The sequence below is a fragment of the Desulfobulbus alkaliphilus genome (assembly GCF_016918545.1).
Lineage (GTDB): Bacteria > Desulfobacterota > Desulfobulbia > Desulfobulbales > Desulfobulbaceae > Desulfobulbus > Desulfobulbus alkaliphilus.
Window position 1 is genome coordinate 99,146 of the sequence record NZ_JAFFQC010000003.1, and the last position, 22,307, is coordinate 121,452.

Genomic DNA, 22,307 nt, shown 5'->3' on the forward strand with positions numbered 1-22,307 from the left:
TCTGGTCAAATGGATAAACGTGTTTATTCTACTTAGGATAGCCCGGATGTCAAGGTAATCCGGCATCACCAACCCTGCTTATTCTTTTGATTCATCGATGAAACATCCGGCACATTCAACCGCTTCGCACATCAGCAACTGATCTGTTCTTCAGGCTACTTCTGCTTTCGACCCTTCACCAGCGAGGGTATGGAATCGATATCCACAGGTTCACTGATTGCCTCTTTCTCCGCGCACATGACCCCTGCATTCGATCTCGACAAGGACAACAGCAACCCGGATAGTGACCAGCCCATTCTTTCTGATCCGATCGAGGTCGCCAGCGGCACAGAATCCGACCTCCATGCCTTCTCCCTCGTTCTGGCCGCAATGGAAATCGACCATGTGGTCGATGTTCACAAGGGCAAAGTCCTGGTCGCTCGCCGCGATGCCAGACAGGCTCGCATGCATCTGACCAGCTACCAGGAAGAAAATCGTCACTGGCCGCCAAAACCGCCACCCCTGCTGCCAGTACGCCCGGAAACGCCCCCTACCCTGCTGATCATGGGTGCCTTGGCGCTGTTTCATGCCCACACAGGCCCATGGTCGGAGGACAGTCCCTGGTTTGTCTACGGCTGCATCAACAGCAAGGCCATACTTGAACAGGGAGAGTGGTGGCGCCTGGTGACAGCTCTGACCCTGCATGCTGACCTGCTCCACCTGGTTGGTAACTGCCTCATTGGTGGCGTGATGATTCACTTTCTCAGCAAAATGCTGGGCTATGGTCTGGCCTGGCTGTTGCTGATCGCCAATGGTGCCGCCGGCAATCTGCTCAACATCCTCCTCCGTGAACAGCTGCACCTCTCTGTGGGACTTTCAACCGCTATTTTTGCCACCATCGGTCTGTTCACCGGCATTCGTCTCACCCAGATCCATCGTCGTTCACTCCGCGAATTCTTCCTTCCCATCGGGGCCGCTATGGGTCTGTTTACTTTCCTCGGCGGTGAAGGGCCCAGGACTGATATCGGTGCCCATTTTTTCGGTTGCCTGAGCGGTCTGTTGTGTGGAATTGGCCTAGGCCGTACCACCGTGATGACAACCTCCAGAAGTTCTTTGAGCGAAGCCGTTCTTCTCGTCTTTGCCTTTTCCCTGGTCCAGATCAGCTGGACCCTCGCTTTGGGTTGATTTGCCGGTATTGTCCCGGCACTTGCCAACAAAATGGCTCTATTCTGTCCGATCTTGTTTGACCTTGTTGTCTTGAATGTATAAGATATGATTTGTATGTCAATCAACTGAGTCGAGGAGGCCCCCGTTGTGGCACGCGGCAATCCCCGCCGCCTCAGCACTGATCCCACTCCCGCGACCTATCACCATCCAACGCACCCATCCGGAGTTGTCCCTATGCCGATGAACGAACAACCACCCTGGGGAAAGAAGAAAAAACCCAGCGGTCCTGAAGATTTTCTCGCAACCCTCATTCAAAAATTAAAAGACACTTTTGCCGGTGCCGGACAAAAACCGCCCCGGGACAACCGGAGCGAAAAAGACCCGGATGGACCGCCGAACTTCCTCGGCGGTGCCAGCAAAATCCTTGCTGTTGTCGTTGTCATTGTCCTCATCCAGGCGGCGATGTCAGCTTTTTACACCGTTAAACCCGGTGAAGTTGGTGTCATTCTCCGGTTCGGCAAATTTACCAAAGCCACCACGCCAGGACTGCATTTCAAAATGCCCTACATTGACAGACTGATCAAGGTGGACATGGAAACTATCCGCAAGGAAGAGTTCGGTTTCCGGACCCGAACAACGACCATGGGCAATAACCTGGACCGGCGCGGTCTTGACAACGAATCCCTCATGCTCACCGGTGACCAGGGGGTGATCGAGGTGGCGTGGATTGTCCAGTACAAGGTCGAAAATGCCCAGGATTTTCTCTTCAAGGTCCGCGATGTCCCCCAGGCCCTTCGCGATGCCTCGGAAACTGTGACCAGGCGAATTGTCGGCAACATGGATTTTGACTTCATCCTTTCCAACCGGGACATCCTCGCTCTCAATGCCCGGCAGGAACTGCAGGACCAGATGAACCGGCTCGAGTGCGGGATCGCTATCGTTGCCCTGCAACTCCTGGACATCAGTCCGCCCGATCCGGTTCGCCCAGCCTTCAACGAGGTCAACGAGGCGGACCAGGATATGAAACGTCTGGTCAATGAGGCTGAAGAGGTCTATAACAGGATCATCCCGGCGGCCCGGGGTAATGCCCGACAGATTGTCGAAGAGGCCCGTGGGTACAGCTTTGAACGGGTCAACCGGGCCATGGGTGAAACCACTCGTTTCGTTGCTCTTGTCCAGGAATATGAACGAGCCCGTGATGTTACCCGGCAACGTCTGTACCTGGAGACCATGTCCGAGGTCCTGCCGACTGTGGAACATGTCTATATCATGGACCAAAGCCAGAACAGTCTCCTCCCTCTTCTCGACCTGACCCGGCAACACGGAAAAGAGACCGCTATCGGCGCTGAATAATCCACAACAAGCAGCTGTTCTCCGAATTCTTCAAACTATATAAGCTTATGCAGAATACTAAAAAACTGATTAACTCGCTCCTCATCGGACTTGCTGTTCTCGTGGTTGTCACCATCTGGGATGGATTGTACGTCCTCCCTGAAGGCGAACAGGCAGTCGTAACCCAATTCGGCCGTCCGGTCGGTGACCCGGTCAACCAGGCCGGATTGAAATTCAAAATGCCCTTCATCCAGGAAGTGCAGTTTTTTGACAAGAGAATCCTCATCTGGGACGGTGAACCTAATCAGATCCCGACCAATGACAAGACCTTTGTCTATGTCGACAACACCGCCCGCTGGCGGATCACCGACCCGCTGCGTTTTCTTCAGGCCGTGGGCACTGAGCAACGGGCCAATACCCTGCTCAACGACATCATTGCCGGTACGGTCCGTGACATGGTGAACAGAAACGACCTGATCGAAGTCATCCGTAGTTCGGACTGGTCGGATGAATACATGACCTCCACCGTTCAAAGCCGTGATTTGATCCTCACCCCGCCCAGCGTTGGCCGGGACCGGATTGCCCAGGAAGTGCTGGAGGCCGCCGCCAGAGTTACTCCGCAGTATGGCATCGAACTGACTGACGTCATGTTCCGCCGGGTCAACTACATTGAGTCTGTGCGCCTGCGGGTCTATGATCGGATGATATCTGAACGAAACCGAATCGCCGCGGAGCGGCGGTCCACCGGTGAAGGCCAGAAGGCTGAAATCCTCGGCCGGGTCGAGCGCGACCGCCTGGAAATTATCTCCGCTGCCGAACGAGAAGCCTTTGAAATCCGTGGTCAGGCTGATGCCGAGGCCACCCGGATTTACGCCGAGGCCTATTCACTTGATCCTGAGTTTTTTGCTTTTCTCAAGAGTATGGAGAGTTATCAGGACATCATCTCCGGAAACAGCTCGCTGGTGCTGTCCACCGACTCCGACCTCTTCCGTTACCTGGAAAGGCACCGCTTGAATTGATGGATATCTGAATCCGTGAACGTTCGTCCGTGCGTCAGCCTTCTTGTCTGTGACCGTTTGATTAAAGGACACTTTATCAGATGGTTACGGGCAATGAAGATAGCGGGCGGACGGCCCCCCCGAAGGGCGGTGTTGGAAGGTTATTCCCATGGATTCAGGGGTTTGTCAGCTTGCGCTTCCCCCCCCGCCTTGGGCGGGAGCCAGGCAGGTAATCAAGGGCATGGGGGAGGTAAGCAGATCTTGCCTGCATCCAACCCATACTCCTGAGACAACCCTCAGGTTAAAACCAGAAAGACTCGGAAAACGCCCTGCGCTTTCCGAGTCTTTTTTATCTGCACACCGGTGCGGGTTCACCTGCCCGTGCTCTTATCCTGAATCCGTGACAGCTGGACTCTTGTTTTATATATATCTTGCTGTAATCATGTTTTAATTGGAGCGGAATCCTTGGTGCTAAATTTCACCAGCCGCCCTTCGGGGCATCCGTCCGCACGCCATCTTCATTGCCCGTAACCGTCCGATAAAGTGTACTTTAATCGAACGGCCACGAACAACGAAGCTGACGCACGGACGAACGCTCACGGATTCAGGCTTATTCCAGCAAAACAACCGAACCCTCGTCAAGATAACCGGGACGCTGCTCACTTGCGTACGGTATCCGTCCCCGTTGTTCCAGAAGCACCTCGAGCCGCAGTAATTCCTCTTCCGTTGCGATGCTGTCCAGGCCAAGCTGTTCAAACCGGCAATCGCAATAGATCAGCTGCCCACCGCACCAGGGACAGACCTCCACCGGACACCCCAATTCATGCAGCTCGCCACTGCCGGTGTGACAGGCAGGACAGATATCTTCATCGAGCCGCAGGGGCTCATAGACTGGAATATCATCAACAGCGGCACAGATTGCCTTGAAGTCGGCAGCGGTTTCATACCCAAAAAAATCAAGCAATTCCGAGGTTAGGTACCCTTCAGCCATGCTGCCATGAAATTCGATTCCTTCGCTTGAAACCAGGTATAGATACTTTTCCCAGGGCGTGATCGCAACCAGGAGAAACACCCCCCGATGCCGGTTGAGCATCCGTATCTCCCGCACCCATTCCTCTCTGGCATCGGGCGGACAGGAATAAAATTGATCCAGTAAGGTCAGACCCAAACGATCCTCTTGATACAAATCGACCAGATCCTCGGCCGCCGCCCAATCCGCTTCCGGAACCGTGTGCTCCATTGCCTGCAGAATGGTTGCCCTTTTTTCAGCAAACTCTTCCCGCATGATATTCCCCTCTTTTTCTCCCTCCGTTCGTAACTGATCGCGCCAGATCCACACACCAAAAACCAGGCGGACGGAAGGTATTCATTGTCATCCTGACCCTGAGTGATTGTCCTGAATCCGTGACGGCAGGACTCTTGTTTTGAATATATCTTACTGTACTCAGATTATAATTGCAGTGGAACCCTGGACAATAACCTTCACCAGCCGCCCTTCGGGGCGTTCCTCCGCACGCCATCATCAAAGCCTGTAACCGTCCGATAAAGTCTCCGTTAATCAAACGGTCACAGACAACAAAGCTGACGAACGGACGAACGCTCACGGATCCAGGATTGTGTCATGCTATTCAATCCGCTGTTTCCCTGACTTGAATTCATATTGGTTTTACAGTAGGATGTCAAGGATCGGAAATCTATCGTGGAACCGTACTTCAGCACTCCATCCACGGATGATCAGTCTGCTTGGCGGGGGATGTATAGACCCGCAGCCTGCTCAACCGTCTATCCGGCAATGAAGCGCTGATAAACTGTTCAGTTCTCAGGTCAGGCTGTCTCTTGCCTGCATCGGGTGAACCTAGTCTCAATCGTATATATACCTGTTCTGTACGCAGATCGCTTGTATCGTTCCCCCTGCTGCCTTTTCCCAGAACGGGATTTCGTACTTCCAAGGAGTGCCCGCACCCCGCACTAGCTCCATCCCAGTCGCCCCGTAGCGGATTGGTCCGATTACAAAAAGGACTTTCCCGCCTGCGAACAAATGTAGCGAACAGTGGCACCCGCCTTTTTTCCAGGAGAAAACCATGTCCGAAAAAGCGCCCCAAAATACAGCGGAGCTGATCATAAACGGTACCAGCTATCTGCTCCCGATCATTGAAGGCGAGCAGGGTGACAAGGCTATTGATATCCGGGGACTGTTGCGACAAACCGGGTTCACCGTTTTTGACACCGGCTTCAAAAACTCTGCATCCTGCAGCAGTACCATTACCTACATGGACGGAAGCAAGGGTATTTTGCGCTACCGGGGTTATGCTATTGAGGATCTTGCCGAGCGCTGTCTCTTTATCGAGGTTGCCTACCTCCTGCTGCACAACAAGCTGCCCAACCGGGAAGAACTGGAAAGTTTTCGGACCATGCTTGAGCAGTTTGCCCTCATGCACGAAGACATGATCCATTTTTTCGATAATTTCCCCCCCAACGCCTCGCCCATGTCCATCCTGTCGGTGATGGTCAACAGCCTTCATAATTATTATCCGGAAATGAGTGATGACCCGCTGGTGAATATCGACATCACAGCCAGTCGACTCATTTCCAAAGTGCGCACCATTGCCTCATTTTCCTATAAAAAATCCATTGGCCAACCCCTGGTCTATCCGCGTTATGATCTTTCCTATTGCGGCAACTTCCTCAACATGATGTTTGACAACCCGGTACGCCCCTATATCGTTCTCCCGGAAGTCGTCGCCGCCCTCAACAAGTTGCTCATTCTCCATGCCGATCACGAGCAAAACTGCTCAACCTCGGCAGTCCGTCTGGTAGGCAGTGCCGGAGGAAACCTCTATGCCTCCATTTCAGCGGGTATCAATGCCCTCTGGGGGCCCTTGCACGGTGGTGCCAACGAAGCGGTCATTCAGATGCTGGAAGCTATTCACGCCGACAACAACGATTATAAAAAATACATTGCCAAAGCCAAGGATAAATCAGATCCGTTTCGACTCTCCGGCTTTGGCCACCGGGTCTACCGCACCTATGACCCCAGGGGGAAAATCATCAAAGATGCCTGCAGAGGCATTCTCGCGGCGCTCAATGTTGACGACCCCCTGCTCGAAATTGCCGGCAAGCTGGAGGAAATCGTACTTTGTGATGACTATTTCGTCAGTCGCAACCTGTATCCCAACATTGATTTTTATTCCGGTATCATTTATCGCGCCCTGGGTATCCCCACCAACATGTTTACGGTCATGTTCGCCCTGGGTCGGCTTCCCGGCTGGATCGCACAGTGGAAAGAAATGCGGGAGGACCAGAGCACCAAGATCTATCGCCCCCGTCAGATCTACACCGGCGCCCCCCCCAGGCACTTTATTCCCCTGGGTGAAAGGAGCTGAACTCGATGAGGGTGAGCGGTCACAGGTGAAGTGCTGATGCAAGAAAGCTCATGGAAAAAACAGGGGACGGCGTGGGCCATTGTCCGGCAGGAAGACCTGAACGTTCACCTGGATCCGTGACGGCGGGGCTCTTGTTTTTGGTTTAATTTGCTGTCATCAGCTTAAAAATATGATGATATTTTCAGCAATTCACCCTCGCGGATCCAGGGTTCAGTTATCCACCACAGTGTTCTGAGCGATGAATTCAGCTAACCGATTCTGTTGATCCGGTGACAAGGCACCGAATTTCAAACCGAGGCGTCGGACCCTGAGGGAAGTGAACATTGAACGGGGTACAACCTGGGTTTCTTCAACCAGAACTATGGGGATGTTGGGAAGATAGAAATGAGATTGGGCGACAAAGATATCCACAGAACCTGGAATCTCGGTTTCTTTGTCAAAAACAGCATAATGCACAGACAAACCACCCGCACTGATGTCAAGAATCGTGCCGGTTTCCTGGCCAAAAAAAACAACACTGTTTTCCCTGACTTTGAATCGTTCATGACGGCGCCGTTCTTTTTTCTCGGAAACCGCCGACCTGTTCTCCATTTGGATATCCTTACAATGTCAGATCCTGCAGGAATTGAAGCGTTGGCAATATTCCCGAACCAGTTGCCAGCGCTGCGAGGTACTCAGGCGAAAATAAATGGGACTGAACATCAGGATGCGAATGGCTTCACGTGGGCTCATGATCTCTCCTCCAGATAGCATTTGCCATTTTCTTGCAATTTTCGATCCTATTTCAAGAAAGATGAACTATCCCCCACAGCGCAAGTGATTACACCCTTTGCTGGTAAGCACAGCAGACATCTCTGTCAAATTCTTCCGAAAAAAAGAAAAAACTCTCGGAACTTTCCGTTATCCAGGAACAATTTTGTCATTCCGCTGACGCCGAACCGGTTCAAAGAGGTAGCCACGCAGGCCAAACCCTCACGGATCCAGGCGATCTGCACCGACTACCCAAGAAAAATGGGGCCAAATACACCGTACTCGTATCAAAAAACAAACAAAAACATCCGTTCTACTCTTTGTCTAAACTCTGCCCCTGGCTGAGATGGACAACCAGCGGAACCCGTAGATTCATCGCCCCTTCCATGTGGGTCTTGAGCAGCGTTGACACTTCATCAAGCTCCTGCTTAGGAACTTCCAACACCAACTCGTCGTGAATCTGCAACAGCAAGCGAGCCTGGAGTTGACGTCGGCTCAATTCCTGGTGAACACGCAGCATGGCAAGCTTGATGATATCAGCAGCTGTTCCCTGGATGGGCGTGTTGATGGCCATTCGTTCGGCAAATTCACGTTGAACGCGATTTGTGCTAGCAATGTCCGGCAGGGGGCGCCTTCTTCCCAATAGTGTCGTGACAAAGCCATCCTTTCGCGCCTGGCTGACTATCTTTTCCATAAATTCCTTTATTCCGGAAAAATGAGCAAAATAGCGATCAATAAAGGTCTGCGCCTCCTTGCGGCTGACATGGAGTTGACTGGCAAGACCAAAACTCGACATTCCATAGACAATACCGAAATTAATGGTCTTGGCAACCCGACGCATTTCACTGGTCAGTAACTGTGGCGAGACCATAAAAATTTCCGCTGCTGTGCGCCGGTGGATATCCTGTCCGGCAAGAAAGGCCTCGAGCAAAGCCTGGTCCTGGGAATAATGGGCCAGGACCCGAAGATCGATCTGGGAATAGTCGGCTGCCAGCAGCTGCCAGCCTGGGGCGGCAATAAAGGCAGACCGGATTCGTCGCCCTTCCTCGGTACGAATCGGGATGTTCTGCAGATTGGGGCTGCTGGAACTGAGCCGTCCGGTGGCCGTGCCGCATTGATTGAAGGAAGTATGGATTCGGCTGCTGAGAGGATCACGAAGTTCGGCCAGCCGGTCGACATACGTTGATTTGAGTTTGGCCAGGTTGCGATACTGGAGGATCAGTGCCGGCAGTTCATGGGTCAAGCTCAAACTTTCCAGAACCTTGACGTCGGTGGACCACCCGGTTTTTGTTTTCCGCCCCTTGGGCAGACCCAGTTTTTCAAACAGCAGTTCACCCAGCTGCTTAGGGGAGTTGATATTGAAGGTCTCGCCGGCAACCTGGTAAATTTTCTGTTCAAATCCCTCCAGCCGTTCCCCGAATTCAGCGGCCAGGGCCGCCAGCTTATCGGCATCCACCAGAATACCGGTATATTCCATGGCGGCCAGCACCGGTATCAGGGGACCCTCCACATCCCGAAGCAGAGGCAGCAACTGCAACTCGGTCAACCGCGGCAACTGTTGATGATACAGGTGCAGGGCGGCAAAGACGTCTTCGCAGCTGTACTCCTTGGCAGCCATCAGCTCAACCCGGCAGAAGGCGTCCCCTCTCTTATCTCCACCGGTTACCTCGGCAAAAGTGGTCAAACACAGATTGAACTCCCGGCAAAGATCATCGAGTTTATACGTGCGCCGATCAGGGGCAAGCAGCCAGGCCCCCACCATGGTATCGTGAAGAGGGCCGTTCAACCGGATGCCGCCGTTCTGCGGGGCAGCAAGCACGGCAAGATCGAACTTGAGATTATGACCGACTTTAATGCTGTCTGGATCTTCCAGCACAGGGCGCAAAACCTCGCCAAGGTCAGCAAGCGTTGGCTGAGCGGCAACCAGAGTACCGTTTTCGTTGCGATGGCCGCAGGGTATGTACCAGGCCTCGCCATCCTTTGTCCCCAGGGACAGACCGACCAGATGTGCTCCCCGCGGGTCCAGGGAATCCGTTTCCGTATCCACGGCTAGCACATCCAACCCGCAAAGACGTTTTCCCAGTGCTGCCAGGTCGTCGCGGTTTTGCACCAGATAGAACCGCGACGTATCGATTTTGTTCACTGGCTCGTACTCCTTGAGCAGGGAATGAAACTCGAGCTCGGTTAATAGGGGTTGGAGCCTGGTCTGGTCTGGAGTTTCCAATCTGTATTGCTCGATATCACCGGGCACGGCGGCCTTGTGATTGAGGCGCACCAGATCCCTGGACAAAAAGGCCATGGACCGGTGTTGCTGGAGTAACCCCTGGATACGAGCCGGTTTCATGGCCTCCACAGCCCCATACAGTGCTTCCAGCGAATGGTACTCGCTGATCAATTTCTGCGCTGTTTTCGGTCCGATTCCCGGCACGCCGGGAATATTGTCGGAACTGTCACCGGTAAGGGCGAAGTAATCGAGGAGCTGAGCCGGATCCAATCCGTATTTTTTTTGCACTGCCTCCTGGTCCATGGTGCGATCGTTCATGGGATCCCAGAGAGAGACACGATCATTGACCAACTGGAGCAGGTCTTTGTCACCGGAAACGATCACCACTCGGCACCCCTTGGCCACCATCTTGTCGGTGACCGAAGCGATAAGATCATCTGCCTCCTGATCATCCTGCTGCAGATGGAGTATTCGATGGGCTGCAACCATCTTATGGATATATGGAATCTGGGCCGCCAGATCATCGGGCATGGGCGGACGATTTGCCTTGTAGGCATTATAGAACTGGTGGCGGAAAACCGGTCCACGACTGTCATAAGCCACCGCCAGGTATCGTGGTTGCCGCTCCCTGATCAGTCGACGGAGAATGGTGGTGAACCCATATACAGCATGGGTCGGCAGACCGTGGGCATTGGTAAGGGGCCTGATAGCATGATACGCCCGATAGATGTAGGCACTCCCGTCGATCAGATAAATTTCAGGCTCGGTCATAATGGTCCTTGGGTATTTCGTGCCGGATTCAACGTACTCGGTCACGCTGACAATACAGGCGCTGGATACATCAAGCAGGTACATACCCTGTGGCCGATACTGATTCAACCCCAGTTTTCTCGTCCACGATCAACGAATACTTCCGGTCATGGGCAAAAGCGCCCCTGGCTCTCACTGCCGCAGCTTTCAAAATACCCGGCCACACGATCACGACCAAGTATTTTTACAGACAAAAACAAAAAACCCTGCCGCTGACGACAGGGTTGATACATAAACGGTCCGCCCGAACTATTCGGGGGAACGAGAAACATCGCTTCAGGCGTTATCCATCCGCACCCAGGTAGCCTGGAGACCTTTTTCTCCCTCTTCCAGGGCCAGCAGGACTTCATCTCCCTCGGACAGATCACTCATGGCAACATCACGAAGGACGTTGGCGTGAAAAAAAACATCTCGCTTATCGTTGGTTACAATAAATCCATACGCATCATCGGGCATCAACTTGCGGATGATCCCCGAGGATTTAGCATCAACGGCACCGACCTGAACCTTGGCGCCTTTATGGTTCTGTTTCTTTTTAACGATTTCCTTCAACTGCAGTCCTAAAACATCAAAGGCTTCAACCAGCAGCGAGCGGACACTTTCACCCCATCGTTTGACCGCTACTGTATCATTGGGAACAGAGGCAACAAGGCGGACCTCGTAGCCCCCCTCTTTATACCCGGAGGTCGCTTCGATGGTCACACGCAGATGCAGGACAAAATTGGCATAATGGCGAATCAATTTATTGCGCTCTTCCTCTATCTTTTCCTGCCAGCTCTTCCGGATGTCAAGATTTTTAGCCTCGATTTTCAGTTCCATACAGATCCTCCACAGAGAAAGGGGTCAGCGGCCCCATGCCGCTGCCTTGAGGTCATCTCACGGCATCCATGTTCATGTATTTTCCAAGCGGCGGCAAACGCAACGTGTAAGGGGCGGTCCCTGAAGGGGACGCATGAAGAGAGTCTGTGCGATCCGCACAAAAAAAAACCGTTATTGGCAGGATACCGTTTGATCATAGTATTAATATAGCCATTGAAGGGAAAAGAAATCAAGTGGCCATGTACAATTTCTTGACGGTTGGCCAATCCTGCCGGTAGATTGATGCCATGAATACAAGCAAAAAAATCGGTGTGCTCCTCCTCAACCTTGGGGGGCCTCGTCAACTGGAGGATGTCAAACCCTTCCTGTTCAACCTGTTTTCCGACCGGCAGATCATTCGCCTTGGTCCTGCTTTTCTCCAGAAAACACTGGCCCGTATCATCGCCCATCGCCGTGCGCCCAAAAGCAGGGAGTATTATCGCCGGATCGGCGGCGGTTCACCCATTCTGGAAAAAACCAGGGAACAGGCGCAGGCGCTTGAGGACATCCTGGGACAAGAAGGCGATTTTCTGGTTCGGCCGTGCATGCGGTACTGGCACCCCTTTGCCCGCGAGGCTCTGACGGAAATGGCTGCAGCCGGGGTAGATGAACTCATCGCCCTTCCGCTCTATCCCCAGTACTCCCTGGCCACAACCGGCTCATCCCTCCAGGATCTGTACCAGACACAGGCACGATATGGACCGGATGTCCCTCTCCGGGAAATACGATCATGGCCTGCGGAACCCAACTACATCGCCTGCCTGGCGGCCCGAATAAAGGAGGGTCTGCACCGCTTTGGCGACCAACCGGTCCAATTGCTGTACAGCGCCCACAGCCTGCCCGTTCGCTTTATTGAGGAAGGCGATCCCTATGTCACTGATCTGGAAAAGACTATCAAGGCCCTTGAAGAGCAGACCGGTCTCAAAGGGGAACTCTGTTACCAGAGCCGCAGCGGACCGGTCCAATGGATTGGTCCGTCAACACCGGAACTGCTGGCCCGGTCAGCCGCGGCTGGCACCAGCAACGTGCTGGTAGTCCCGTTGTCCTTTGTTTCCGACCATGTGGAAACCCTCTATGAAATTGACATCGAGTATCGCCAGATGGCCGCGGATCTGGGAATGCGCCTGGAATGCACCCGAGGTCTCAACGACGATCCCCTCTTTATTGACGCCCTGCGCAACCTGGTACGAACAAGTCTGTAAGCCCATCGACCAGCAATATATTCTTTGCTCTGAACCCGTGACGGCAGGGCGCATGTTTTGGATATATCTTGCTTTAATCATGTTATAATTGCAGCTAAACCATTGACAATACCTTTCACCAGCCGCCCTTCGGGGCATCCGTCCGTACGCCATCTTCATTGCCCGTAACCGTCCGATAAAGTCTACTTTAATCGAACGGTCACGAACAACGAAGCTGACGCACGGACGAACGCTCACGGATTCAGGTTTGCCTGTATGCTGACGTGCGGACGATCCCACCCGGATCCAGGCCTATGGCCTGAAATCTGGAGATGGCACCGGTGAGGCGGGAAAGCTGCGCATCCGCACATTCATCAAAAGACCGATGGCCAGCATATTGGTCAGCAAAGACGAGCCCCCATAGCTGAACAGAGGTAAAGGCACCCCGACTACCGGCAACAGCCCCATGATCATGAAGAGATTGATCACTGCCTGCCAGAAAATGAGCATGACACAGCCGAATGCAAGCACGGTCCCCAATTTATCCTTGGCGGACATGGCGATATTGACACCCCAGATGAGCATAAAAAAATAACAGCTCAAAAAAAAGACCGAACCGGCAAACCCCCACTCCTCCGCCCAGACAGCAAAGGCGAAATCCGTATGCCGCTCAGGCAGAAAATGCAGGTGCCCCTGGGTCCCCTCAAGAAACCCTTTACCAAATACCTGACCAGAGCCGACAGCGATTTTGGACTGCAGGATCTGATATCCGTGGTGCATGGGATCACTTTCCGGATTGAGAAAGGTCTCGATTCTCTTCCGCTGATACTCCTTGAGCAGATATTTCCAGCCCACAAAAGCGCAAAGCAGCCCTGATCCTCCGAGGATACCGATCGTTGCCCATCGCAGTTTGACAAAAAGGGTCAGGGTCACGAATATTACAACCAGAATGAGAGCAGTGCCCAGATCGGGCTGCTTGAGAACAAGCACAAAGGGGATTATCGTCAAAATCACAGGTTTGATCAGGTCGCGCAGACGGTACCCGCCGGCCACCTCGGTATTGGCATAATACGAGGCCAACACCAGGATGAGGATCAGCTTGGCCGGTTCTGAAGGCTGGAGGTTGAAGAAACCAAGATCGATCCACCGCTGGGCACCGCCGATGGTTTTTACGAAAAGCAGGGTATAGAGAAGCAGGATCAGTGTAAAAAAATAGAGTACGAAACCGAGTTTAGCCAGCTTCTGATAGTCCTGGGTGATCACCAGCACGATGGACACCAGCCCGACAGTAAAAAACAACAGCTGCCGGTAAAAGATCCCGGAAACACCGGTGTCGGCACTGTAGGTTGCACTGTACAGGTTGATAAGCGCCATGCCGGAAACAAGGAGCAGCATGAGCAGCATGACCCAGTCAAAATGCTGGAGTAAACGTCGGTCAAATCGAAGCATATCTTGTACCTGAATCCGTGATGGCTGGACTCTTGCTTTGGATATATCCCGCTGTAATTATTTTATAATTGCAGCAAAATCCTTGACAATACCTTGTACCAGCCGCCCTTGGGGGCATCCACTCACGGATCCAGGTTGCAACAATCAGATCAGATTGCCGGCGCCAGGGGGAGGCATCGATGAATCCTCGGGCAGCAACGCTCCGAGCAAAGGATTCAGTGCACGCACCACTATCAATGGGAAGGTTGCCCTGCCGGCAACCAGGTGTCGTCGTCTTCATACACAGGGAAACCAACGTCGATGAGCATGTCTTCGGACAGCATTACTGGTTGCCTGCTGCGCAGTTCCTCCTGCTCAACTGCGCGCGCCTGCTCACGAAACTTATCCTCAAAATACCCGTTGAGAACCGCAGCGGCGATGGGGGCCGCCACCGAACTGCCATGCAAACCATGCTCCACCAGGACAGTCACTGCAATTTCAGGATTGTTTGCCGGTGCAAAACAGGTAAACCAGGCATGGTCTCTGAATCTGTAGGGTATGTCTTCATCTTTCAGGCCTCGGTACTGCTTCAGACGCACCACCTGCCCGGTCCCGGTTTTGCCGCCGACAATTATTCCTTCGGCATCGAGTCTTGCTCTGCGGCCTGTTCCCCGCTGACCGTTCACCGCTTCCACCATTCCGTCTCGAATCAGTTTGAGCCACCGGCCCTGGCCGGTCAGGCGGTGGAGAATATTCGGTTCAAAAACTTCGATCACCTGCCCATCGGGATCGACCACCCGTTCGACTATCGCCGGTTGAAAAATGGTACCACCGTTGGCAATGCCAGCGGTCATCATGTTTAATTGTACCGGGGTCACGAGATTGAAGCCCTGGCCAATAGCAATAGAGGTTGTTTCCCCCTCCATCCATGGTTCGCCATGGCGCCTTCTTTTCCAGTCCGCAGTCGGGACGAGGCCCGGCTTCTCATGTTCCATTTCTATCCCGGTCAAGGCGCCGAAGCCGAACATACGCGCGTATCTGGCGATCCGATCGACACCAAGTTTAAGCCCAACGTTATAAAAATAGACGTCACAGGATTCTGCCATAGCCTTTTTGAGATCGACGTGACCATGGCCCCCGCGTCTCCAGCACCGGTAGATTCGATTGCCGAAGCGAAAATGTCCCGGGCAGTAATAGGTCGACTCCGGGGTGATGATGCCTTCGGACAGACCGGCAAGGGCCGTGACGGCTTTATAGGTTGATGCCGGGGGGTACTGCCCCTGAACCAGTTTATTCACCAGGGGGTGCAGCGGGTTGTCGAGCATTTCCTGCCAGGCCCGATGCGAGATACCGCCGATAAACTCCTCAAGATGCAGTGCCGGCGCGCTGGCCAGGACCAGCATGCGGCCGGTATTGATCTCCATGGCCACCACCGCGCCGGCGCGGTTGCCCTCGGCCATCAGGTCTTCCGCGATTTTCTGCAACTCCATGTCAAGAGTGAGATAAAGATCATTGCCCGGCAGAGGCTCCAGCCCTTTCAAATTTCTCTGCTCGAACCCAAGCGCATTGACCTCCATGAATTCCCGGCCCTTTTCTCCGCGCAGATCCGGTTCCCGCAGACGCTCCAGCCCCATCTTGCCGATAATGTCGCCCCCCCGGTACACCTGTCGGTCCATGCGATCCAGTTCTTCCCGACTGATTTCTCCCAGGTAGCCGATAAGATGCGAGGCCAGATTGCCATAATGATAGACACGCAACGGAACGACTTCAATTTTGATCCCGGGTAAATGCATGCGGCTGTTTTCAATGCGTGCCACGGTTTCCCAGTCGATATCCTCGGCCAGTCGGACCGGAATATGCGCGGGAACTCCGGACATTTTGCGGACTCTTTCAAGCAGGACGGAAGCATCCTGGTTAAGGATTCTGGTCAGATTTTTCAGCCAGGCATCGTCGATCCGGTTGCTCTCACGAACCCAGGTCACATTGAAGGAAGGCCGGTTGGTAACGATTTCCCTGCCGCGGCGATCATAGATATTACCCCTGGGGGCAACAATCTCCAACGCACGAACCCGGTTAGAATCCGCCAGTTGGCTATACCTCTCTCCCTCTTGAATCTGCAGGAACCAGAGACGGGTGATCGCAATGGCGAAAAAGATAGTGAGCAGGGCCAGTGAATAAAGCGCCTTTTTTTTAAACCCGTTGAGATTGCTCTCATCCCTTTGATGCAGGGGGGTTACCCCACCGTCATGCCTTCGCCCACTGTCGAGCAAAGGTTCGGCCCGCTTTCGGTTCTGTTTATTATTTCGCTGCATTTTTTTAAAAAAAACGGGCAGCGCATCCATGATTTTTGCAGAAACTCTCTTCAACATTCTGAATCCGTGACGGCTAGACTCTTATTTTCAATATATATTTTCTGTAATCAAATAAAAAGGACGGCGGCCTATTGAAACAATCCACCTTCACCCGCTACGCGAACAGAAGCTCTCATCCAGAAGCATGTCAGGCCCGGCGCCGACGGCGGTTATCCGGCCGCAGGCGTAATCTGTTCCAGGGGACAATACTGCGTTGAGCGTTTTTTTTCACCATTTCGAAGCCAAGAAACAAGGGGTAGGTAAAGGCAACCACCAGCGCAGCCCGGACAAGCATCTGCCACCACGACCAGACAACCTGTTCTCCGGTCTCAAAAAAGCGGAGGAGAAAAAAAACGCACCAGGAGACCGCGAGGAAACTCATGCCCACCAGGGGAATCTGGTACAGCGATTCATTGACTGGCAGACGATCTACCACAGCCCGGATACTGAAGTACCCACAGAGGCAGAGAAAGGAGTACATGCCCACTACTGTTCCAGAAAGGACATCAAGAACACACCCGAGAGGCAAAAGGACAAAGAGGCTGCGTAACAGATCAAGGCGGTAGGCGAGATAGGCCACGAGAATATAATACAAATCCGGGGCAAACAGCCACACGGGCGTCGGCATGAATACGGTAGTCTGGAACAGTACCAGAAACACTCCGATGAGAATATAGTAGACAACCAGCATGACGTGTCCTTTGGCGTACCCGCTCACCGGGCACATTTGAACAAGATTGGTACCCGGGAGCGCCTGCAAGGTAATCAGTCACAGGGATTGTCCCTGTGTGGATTGTCACACGCCTGTGCTGTTCCTGTGCACAGACGTCCCCGGATTTGTCCAGACGTCGCTGCCCGTCATGGCCCTGGTCATGGGGCCAGCAGCGGTTGTGCAGAGATGGGGCACTTGGAGTAGTTTCCCTGGCAAGCTTGTATCAGCGGTTTCTCTGTGGACAAACAAGTATGGTGTGGAGAATCAGAACCTCGGGACGTTGACCATCTTGCGACTGCTCTGCATGAATCAGAACGCGTCCATCTGCTGCAGTTCGGATATATCCCGTTGTTCAATGACCAGAAGGTGTTCAAGGGTCTGGTAATCGACCGTCGGCGTTACCTCAATCTCGTGAAACATTCCTCGCGGCTTTTTTATCACTCTGGATACCACCCCCACAGGAAGGCCGGTGGGAAAGACACCACCGTAGCCGGCGGTGACTACATAATCGCCCTCTTCGACCTCCACGGTTTTCAAAATGTACTCAAGCCGATACGTCAAGGTCCCCGTCCCTTTGAGAATCCCCCGGACCCTGGATTTCTGCAGCAGGACATCAATGGCACTGGATGGAGCAATGGCCAGGAGGACCTTGGAGTAATTGGGAGAAGTGGTAAAAACCTGTCCGACGACGCCTTCGCTGTTCACCACGGGATTGCCTTTGACTATACCACTGTTGGAGCCTTGATCGATAATAATGGACCGGAACCAGACAGACGGATCCTTGCCGATGACCGAGGCCGCGATGGCAGGGCGGGAAAGTCCGTCCCGGAACCCCAGGAGCCTGCGAAAGCTGGCGTTGGTGGCCATGGCTTCACGACTTTTGTTCAACAGCTCTTCTTTTTCCTGCAGTTGGATGAGCAGCCTGTTATTTTCTTCACGCAGCCGAAGAGAGTCCTGAAAGACAACGAGATGATCGTCGACGAAGTTCTTCACCGACGAAGTGGTGAATGTTACCATTTTCTGAAGAGGACCAACCGCCTCCAGCACCAGCTTATGCATGGCACCGAATTTCTGGGTTCCCAGGGTAGAGACAAGAAAAATCAGCGTCACGGTCAACAGAAAACCGGCCAGGAAAACAATACGAAAGAGTCGAAAACGGCTGCTGCGTTTTCTGATGGTTTTTTTTCTCATTGAAAAAACATGTCAATCGCTTGTGACTCCAGGATCGGCAACACAGAAAACTGGAGGCATCAAGCCGCTCTGATCATCAATCGATGGCGATTTCCCTGAGTATTTCCAGGTTGTCCAAAGCCTGACCAGAGCCAAGCACCACGGAAGAGAGCGGATCATCGGCAACGAAAATAGGCATCCCGGTCTCGTTTTTCAGCAGCTGATCGAGATTTTTTAACAGAGCACCGCCACCGGTCAACACAATCCCCTGATCGACAATATCAGCGGACAACTCAGGGGGCGTGAGTTCCAGCGCCACTCGCACCGCATCGACAATGACGCTGACCTGTTCGGAAATCGCCGACTGAACCTCCTTGGAGGTGATGGTCACGGTTTTGGGAATACCGGACACCAGATCACGCCCCTTGACTTCCATGGTTTCGTACGGTTCCTCGGGAAGCACATCCCCCAGGGTGGTCTTGATCGACTCGGCCGTCCGCTCGCCAATGGCGAGATTATGCTTTCTTTTAATATATTGCAGGATGGATTCATCCATTTTGTCACCCGCCACCCGCACCGACTTGGCATAGACAATACCGGCCAGGGAGATGACCGCGACCTCCGTGGTCCCGCCCCCGATATCAACGACCATGTTGGCGGTGGGCTCGGTAATGGGCAGATTGGCGCCGATCGCCGCCGCCATGGGCTCTTCGATCAGATACACTTCCCGGGCGCCCGCTGATTCGGCGGTATCCCGGACCGCCCGTTTTTCCACCTGGGTGATCCCCGAAGGAACCGAGATGATGATCCGGGGGTGGACCAGGGTACGGCGATTATGGACCTTGTTGATAAAGTAGCGCAACATGGCCTCGGTGACCTCGAAATCGGCGATGACCCCATCCTTCATGGGACGGATGGCGACGATATTCCCCGGAGTCCGGCCCAGCATTTCCTTCGCCTCCCTGCCCACCGCCAACACCCGGCTGCCCCGGCTGTCTTTGCGTACCGCGACCACGGAAGGTTCACGCAGGACAATCCCCTTACCCTTTACATACAAAACCGTATTGGCGGTGCCAAGGTCAATGGCCAGATCATTGGAGAGCCAGCCGAAAAGAAAATTAAACGGAGAAAACATCCGGTATCACCTGAAGGAGTCTAAAAAGGTATCGGCTCATTGCCGGGCAAACCTGTTCATCGGGACGATGCTCTGCATAGCCCGACAAAATGAGTACATTACCAACAGAACCAGAGCTTGGCAATCTATATGGCGGAGGCTTGAAAAAGAATAGAGAAAAACTTGACAGGATCTGTGCAGGCATGGTAATTGGCTCTGCAGAAAAATAAGGGGCTATAGCTCAGCTGGGAGAGCGCTTGAATGGCATTCAAGAGGTCAGCGGTTCGATCCCGCTTAGCTCCACCATTAGACAGTCCAACGGTGTCCGACACCGTTCCTTAAACCCGCATCCTGCCAAGGATTGCGGGTTTTTTGTTGTCCGCTAACATCCGAGGTGACATGTTATTATCCATGTTTTTTGGGGGTACATTTGGGGGTGTTTCGGGGTACCTCCAAACAAAATACCCCCAAACCAGTCTTGCAAAGGCGAACTCAATGCGGGGGAGTGTTTTCGTCAATCCAAGGGCAAGCCTGGAGAGAATATAGTTATCAGTCAAGCGCATCATACAATCTCTTCAATATATCCAGAATTTTCCTTGGCAAGCAGGCTGGCAATGATGTCCATCAACATCCTTGGGACATCGACCCCGTTTGATGATAGAACCTTGCCGTTGTTCATGGCATAGACCGTCAATCCCTGGCCGAACCTGACCGGGTCGCCGTATAAATGCCAGTCCCTGTAACCCGGAGATTTGTATGAATAAACTATTTTCATAAAAATCTGAAAAAATTGAGGATGAATTCTTGAAATAGTGCTTCGCGATGACTGCCGGGCATTCAAAACCTGGCTGCGGGAGTAGGCAACGGCCAAGGCCTCTTCAATGAGGGGGTTAAACTGGCTTTGAAAAAGCTGACGAAAAACGTCGCAACAAAAATGAAACTGCTCATGCCACCAGACTTTAAGAACAATTACGTCAACAGTATTCTTCAAGTCATTTCTTGTAATCCAGATTGAAGGATAGTTGTTCAGAATTGTTGAACATGTTCGCCAAAAATATCTGCGGATATTGTCTTTCACCAATACTATCCTGCCGGGGCTGTGCATGTGCGAATAGGTGCCAAGCACATTGATAAGTTCCGCGCGGGGTTCTTCTGGAAAAGTGTCGATGGGTTGGTCCAGGAATGATTCAAGCGGACCATCCAGGCCATGGTGAGAGACGTAATACTCAACCTCCCTGAGTTCCACCTTGCCTGATGATGATTCGCAGAAGAGATCGTCCACTTCCGATTTCATCCGCTTGGACAAATCTTTCTCAATTCCCATGCCACACTCCCTGTTTTGTTGACGTAATGCCTTGGCTTCACGAGCGATTAAACCGCCCACCATTCTCCGTCCTGATGAGCCTCCACATTTGGAAAGAGGCTCGCATACTGATCCGGTAAAAAACTGTGGATGGGCACGACCTTGCCAGGGGACATTGCCTTGACGAAATCCTGGAGGTCAGCCGGGCTGGCGTGGCCTGACGTGTGGATGCTTTGTTTGGTAATGCCATTCTCCCCCAGCCACTCTTTCACCTTGTCGTAATCGCCCCGCTCCCAATACCCTTCCCATTGGGAATAAATGTAGGCGGCATCCTGGAGGCAATTCGCCCTGTTCAGGTCGTGGATATAGAGCGGCCTGAACAGCAGGGTAAATTTTTCCGGGTTCTGGCTGATCATTTCAATGAACACCCGATTTGACGAGTGCTTCTTCAAGGTGTCAAACCATTTTTTTTTCTGAATCTTGACTCGCTGTGAATGGGGAACGAACAGAGCCACTTCCTGCCAATGGGACTGAGGTATATTCACATTATCCGTGGCCGCCAGGACCACGGCGGTGTACAGATCAATGAGCAGCACACGCCCGCTTCTCTTGGCAGCGCGCATGATGCTCACGATCCGGTCGATGTTCTGGCTGGACGCATGGACCATGGCCAGTCCCTTGGTGCCGGCAAAAGCCCTGACTAGCTGCTCCTCGATCTCCTGTTCCGTGGGGAAGCGTTGATCCGGGGCAAGCCGGCCCAGGCTGGACCCTTCCATGAGCAGAGCGTCGATATTTTTGAGAGGTTTATTCAGCATTCTCTGGAAAATCGATGCCTTTCGCCCATGTGCGCGAAAGTCGCCGGTATAGAAAACACGCTTTCCATCGGCCTCCAACAAAAAGGCGTAGGCATCATAGGCGGAATGATCAACCAGGTGCGGAGTGATGGTGAACGGACCGACCTGGATGGGTTGCCAGGGCTGAAAATCCCAACCAGTCGGCGCTGAAGGAAACTTGTCGGGCAAAAAAGGCAGAGCTGCATCCATGATCCGTCGGGATGCCACACCCATTCCCACCTTGACCCTTGGGGAAATGTGTTTGAGTAGCCCCATGTGATCAAGGTGCATATGGGAAATGAAAATGCCCAGCAGGGAGGGATCGCTGCCATCCAGCCCCTTGATGGCGGGCAAGAGGTTCTTGTCGTTGGACTCGGCGTCCAGGGGCAGACCAAAATCCAGAATAATGCGCTGCCCTCCGTGTTCAACTTCAACGCAGCTCCCGCCGATCTGGTTGCTGCCTCGATGGATGCAGATTTTCACGCCTCTCACACTTGCGCCGGTTTCATGTCTTCTTGCTGTTTTGTCCCAGTCTTTTCCATGGTCCATTCATGACCGGGGTCAGGTATATATGCCAGGCTCAAACCGGTTGTTCCTTCGCCCGTGCTGACCTGTCGCGTGGTCAGGAACTCCTTCACAACCCAGCCTTGCGGTGTCTTCAGCCTGTGCAGATGACATTTGCGGTTGGGATTGCTCTCGGTTCTGATGTGCTCC

At 53.1% G+C, this 22,307-nt stretch carries 17 protein-coding genes and 1 tRNA gene; 6 read left to right on the top strand and 12 right to left on the bottom strand.

The genetic code is table 11. The features are described 5' to 3' along the window. Window positions 1–189: 189 nt before the first annotated feature. The 3 genes from JWG43_RS02615 to hflC all read left to right on the top strand — a co-directional run bounded on the left by JWG43_RS02615 (window position 190) and on the right by hflC (window position 3,497). On the top strand, window positions 190–1,164 hold the full coding sequence (locus JWG43_RS02615; RefSeq protein WP_205241255.1) for a rhomboid family intramembrane serine protease: 975 nt from the start codon (window positions 190–192) through the stop codon (window positions 1,162–1,164). A 129-nt stretch (window positions 1,165–1,293) separates the two neighbouring features. Continuing rightward, window positions 1,294–2,499, top strand: a complete 1,206-nt coding sequence (gene hflK, locus JWG43_RS02620; RefSeq protein ID WP_338033219.1) for an FtsH protease activity modulator HflK — start codon at window positions 1,294–1,296, stop codon at window positions 2,497–2,499. Between the two features lie 47 nt (window positions 2,500–2,546). Beyond that, a complete protein-coding gene (gene hflC, locus JWG43_RS02625) occupies window positions 2,547–3,497 on the top strand; it encodes a protease modulator HflC (RefSeq protein WP_205241256.1) in 951 nt (316 codons plus the stop codon). Between the two features lie 589 nt (window positions 3,498–4,086). Here the strand turns inward: hflC and JWG43_RS02630 are convergent. Next, entirely contained in the window at window positions 4,087–4,761 is a 675-nt protein-coding gene (locus JWG43_RS02630) for a hypothetical protein (protein WP_205241257.1), read from the bottom strand. 796 nt (window positions 4,762–5,557) lie between these two features. On the opposite strand from JWG43_RS02630, the gene JWG43_RS02635 reads away from it, so the two are divergent. Continuing rightward, window positions 5,558–6,859, top strand: a complete 1,302-nt coding sequence (locus JWG43_RS02635) for a citrate synthase (protein WP_205241258.1) — start codon at window positions 5,558–5,560, stop codon at window positions 6,857–6,859. Window positions 6,860–7,069: 210 nt separating this feature from the next. Here JWG43_RS02635 and JWG43_RS02640 read toward each other — a convergent pair whose 3' ends face one another. The 4 genes from JWG43_RS02640 to JWG43_RS02650 form a co-directional block, all read right to left on the bottom strand. Next, window positions 7,070–7,450, bottom strand: coding sequence for a PilZ domain-containing protein (locus tag JWG43_RS02640; protein WP_205241259.1), 381 nt, complete (start codon window positions 7,448–7,450; stop codon window positions 7,070–7,072). A gap of 18 nt (window positions 7,451–7,468) precedes the next feature. Then, the gene (locus tag JWG43_RS19860) at window positions 7,469–7,591 is read right to left on the bottom strand and encodes a hypothetical protein (protein ID WP_275888413.1); all 123 of its coding nucleotides are present in this window, start codon (window positions 7,589–7,591) and stop codon (window positions 7,469–7,471) included. Between the two features lie 331 nt (window positions 7,592–7,922). Then, on the bottom strand, window positions 7,923–10,604 hold the full coding sequence (gene polA / locus JWG43_RS02645) for a DNA polymerase I (RefSeq protein WP_205241260.1): 2,682 nt from the start codon (window positions 10,602–10,604) through the stop codon (window positions 7,923–7,925). Window positions 10,605–10,919: 315 nt separating this feature from the next. Next, entirely contained in the window at window positions 10,920–11,462 is a 543-nt protein-coding gene (locus JWG43_RS02650) for a cold shock domain-containing protein (protein ID WP_205241261.1), read from the bottom strand. A 287-nt stretch (window positions 11,463–11,749) separates the two neighbouring features. Between JWG43_RS02650 and hemH the strand changes: the two genes are divergently transcribed. Next, window positions 11,750–12,703, top strand: coding sequence for a ferrochelatase (hemH, locus tag JWG43_RS02655; RefSeq protein ID WP_205241262.1), 954 nt, complete (start codon window positions 11,750–11,752; stop codon window positions 12,701–12,703). Between the two features lie 291 nt (window positions 12,704–12,994). Here the strand turns inward: hemH and rodA are convergent, their stop codons facing one another. From rodA to JWG43_RS02680, 5 genes are all read right to left on the bottom strand, one after another. Beyond that, window positions 12,995–14,131, bottom strand: a complete 1,137-nt coding sequence (rodA, locus tag JWG43_RS02660) for a rod shape-determining protein RodA (RefSeq protein WP_205241263.1) — start codon at window positions 14,129–14,131, stop codon at window positions 12,995–12,997. Between the two features lie 233 nt (window positions 14,132–14,364). Further along, window positions 14,365–16,479: a penicillin-binding protein 2 gene (gene mrdA, locus JWG43_RS02665; protein WP_240193331.1), complete on the bottom strand. Its 2,115-nt coding sequence runs from the start codon at window positions 16,477–16,479 to the stop codon at window positions 14,365–14,367. A 130-nt stretch (window positions 16,480–16,609) separates the two neighbouring features. Continuing rightward, the gene (locus JWG43_RS02670) at window positions 16,610–17,152 is read right to left on the bottom strand and encodes a hypothetical protein (protein ID WP_205241264.1); all 543 of its coding nucleotides are present in this window, start codon (window positions 17,150–17,152) and stop codon (window positions 16,610–16,612) included. A gap of 330 nt (window positions 17,153–17,482) precedes the next feature. Then, on the bottom strand, window positions 17,483–18,364 hold the full coding sequence (gene mreC, locus JWG43_RS02675; RefSeq protein WP_205241265.1) for a rod shape-determining protein MreC: 882 nt from the start codon (window positions 18,362–18,364) through the stop codon (window positions 17,483–17,485). Window positions 18,365–18,440: 76 nt separating this feature from the next. Continuing rightward, complete coding sequence (locus tag JWG43_RS02680) at window positions 18,441–19,478, bottom strand: rod shape-determining protein (protein WP_205241266.1); 1,038 nt, start codon at window positions 19,476–19,478, stop codon at window positions 18,441–18,443. Between the two features lie 209 nt (window positions 19,479–19,687). On the opposite strand from JWG43_RS02680, the gene JWG43_RS02685 reads away from it, so the two are divergent. After that, window positions 19,688–19,763 (top strand) — tRNA-Ala (locus tag JWG43_RS02685). 256 nt (window positions 19,764–20,019) lie between these two features. Here JWG43_RS02685 and JWG43_RS02690 read toward each other — a convergent pair. Both JWG43_RS02690 and JWG43_RS02695 read right to left on the bottom strand, forming a co-directional pair. Next, window positions 20,020–20,844, bottom strand: a complete 825-nt coding sequence (locus tag JWG43_RS02690) for a hypothetical protein (RefSeq protein WP_205241267.1) — start codon at window positions 20,842–20,844, stop codon at window positions 20,020–20,022. Further along, window positions 20,829–22,076, bottom strand: a complete 1,248-nt coding sequence (locus JWG43_RS02695) for an MBL fold metallo-hydrolase (protein ID WP_205241268.1) — start codon at window positions 22,074–22,076, stop codon at window positions 20,829–20,831. Before JWG43_RS02695 ends, JWG43_RS02690 begins: the two co-directional genes overlap by 16 nt. Between the last annotated feature and the right edge of the window lie 231 nt (window positions 22,077–22,307).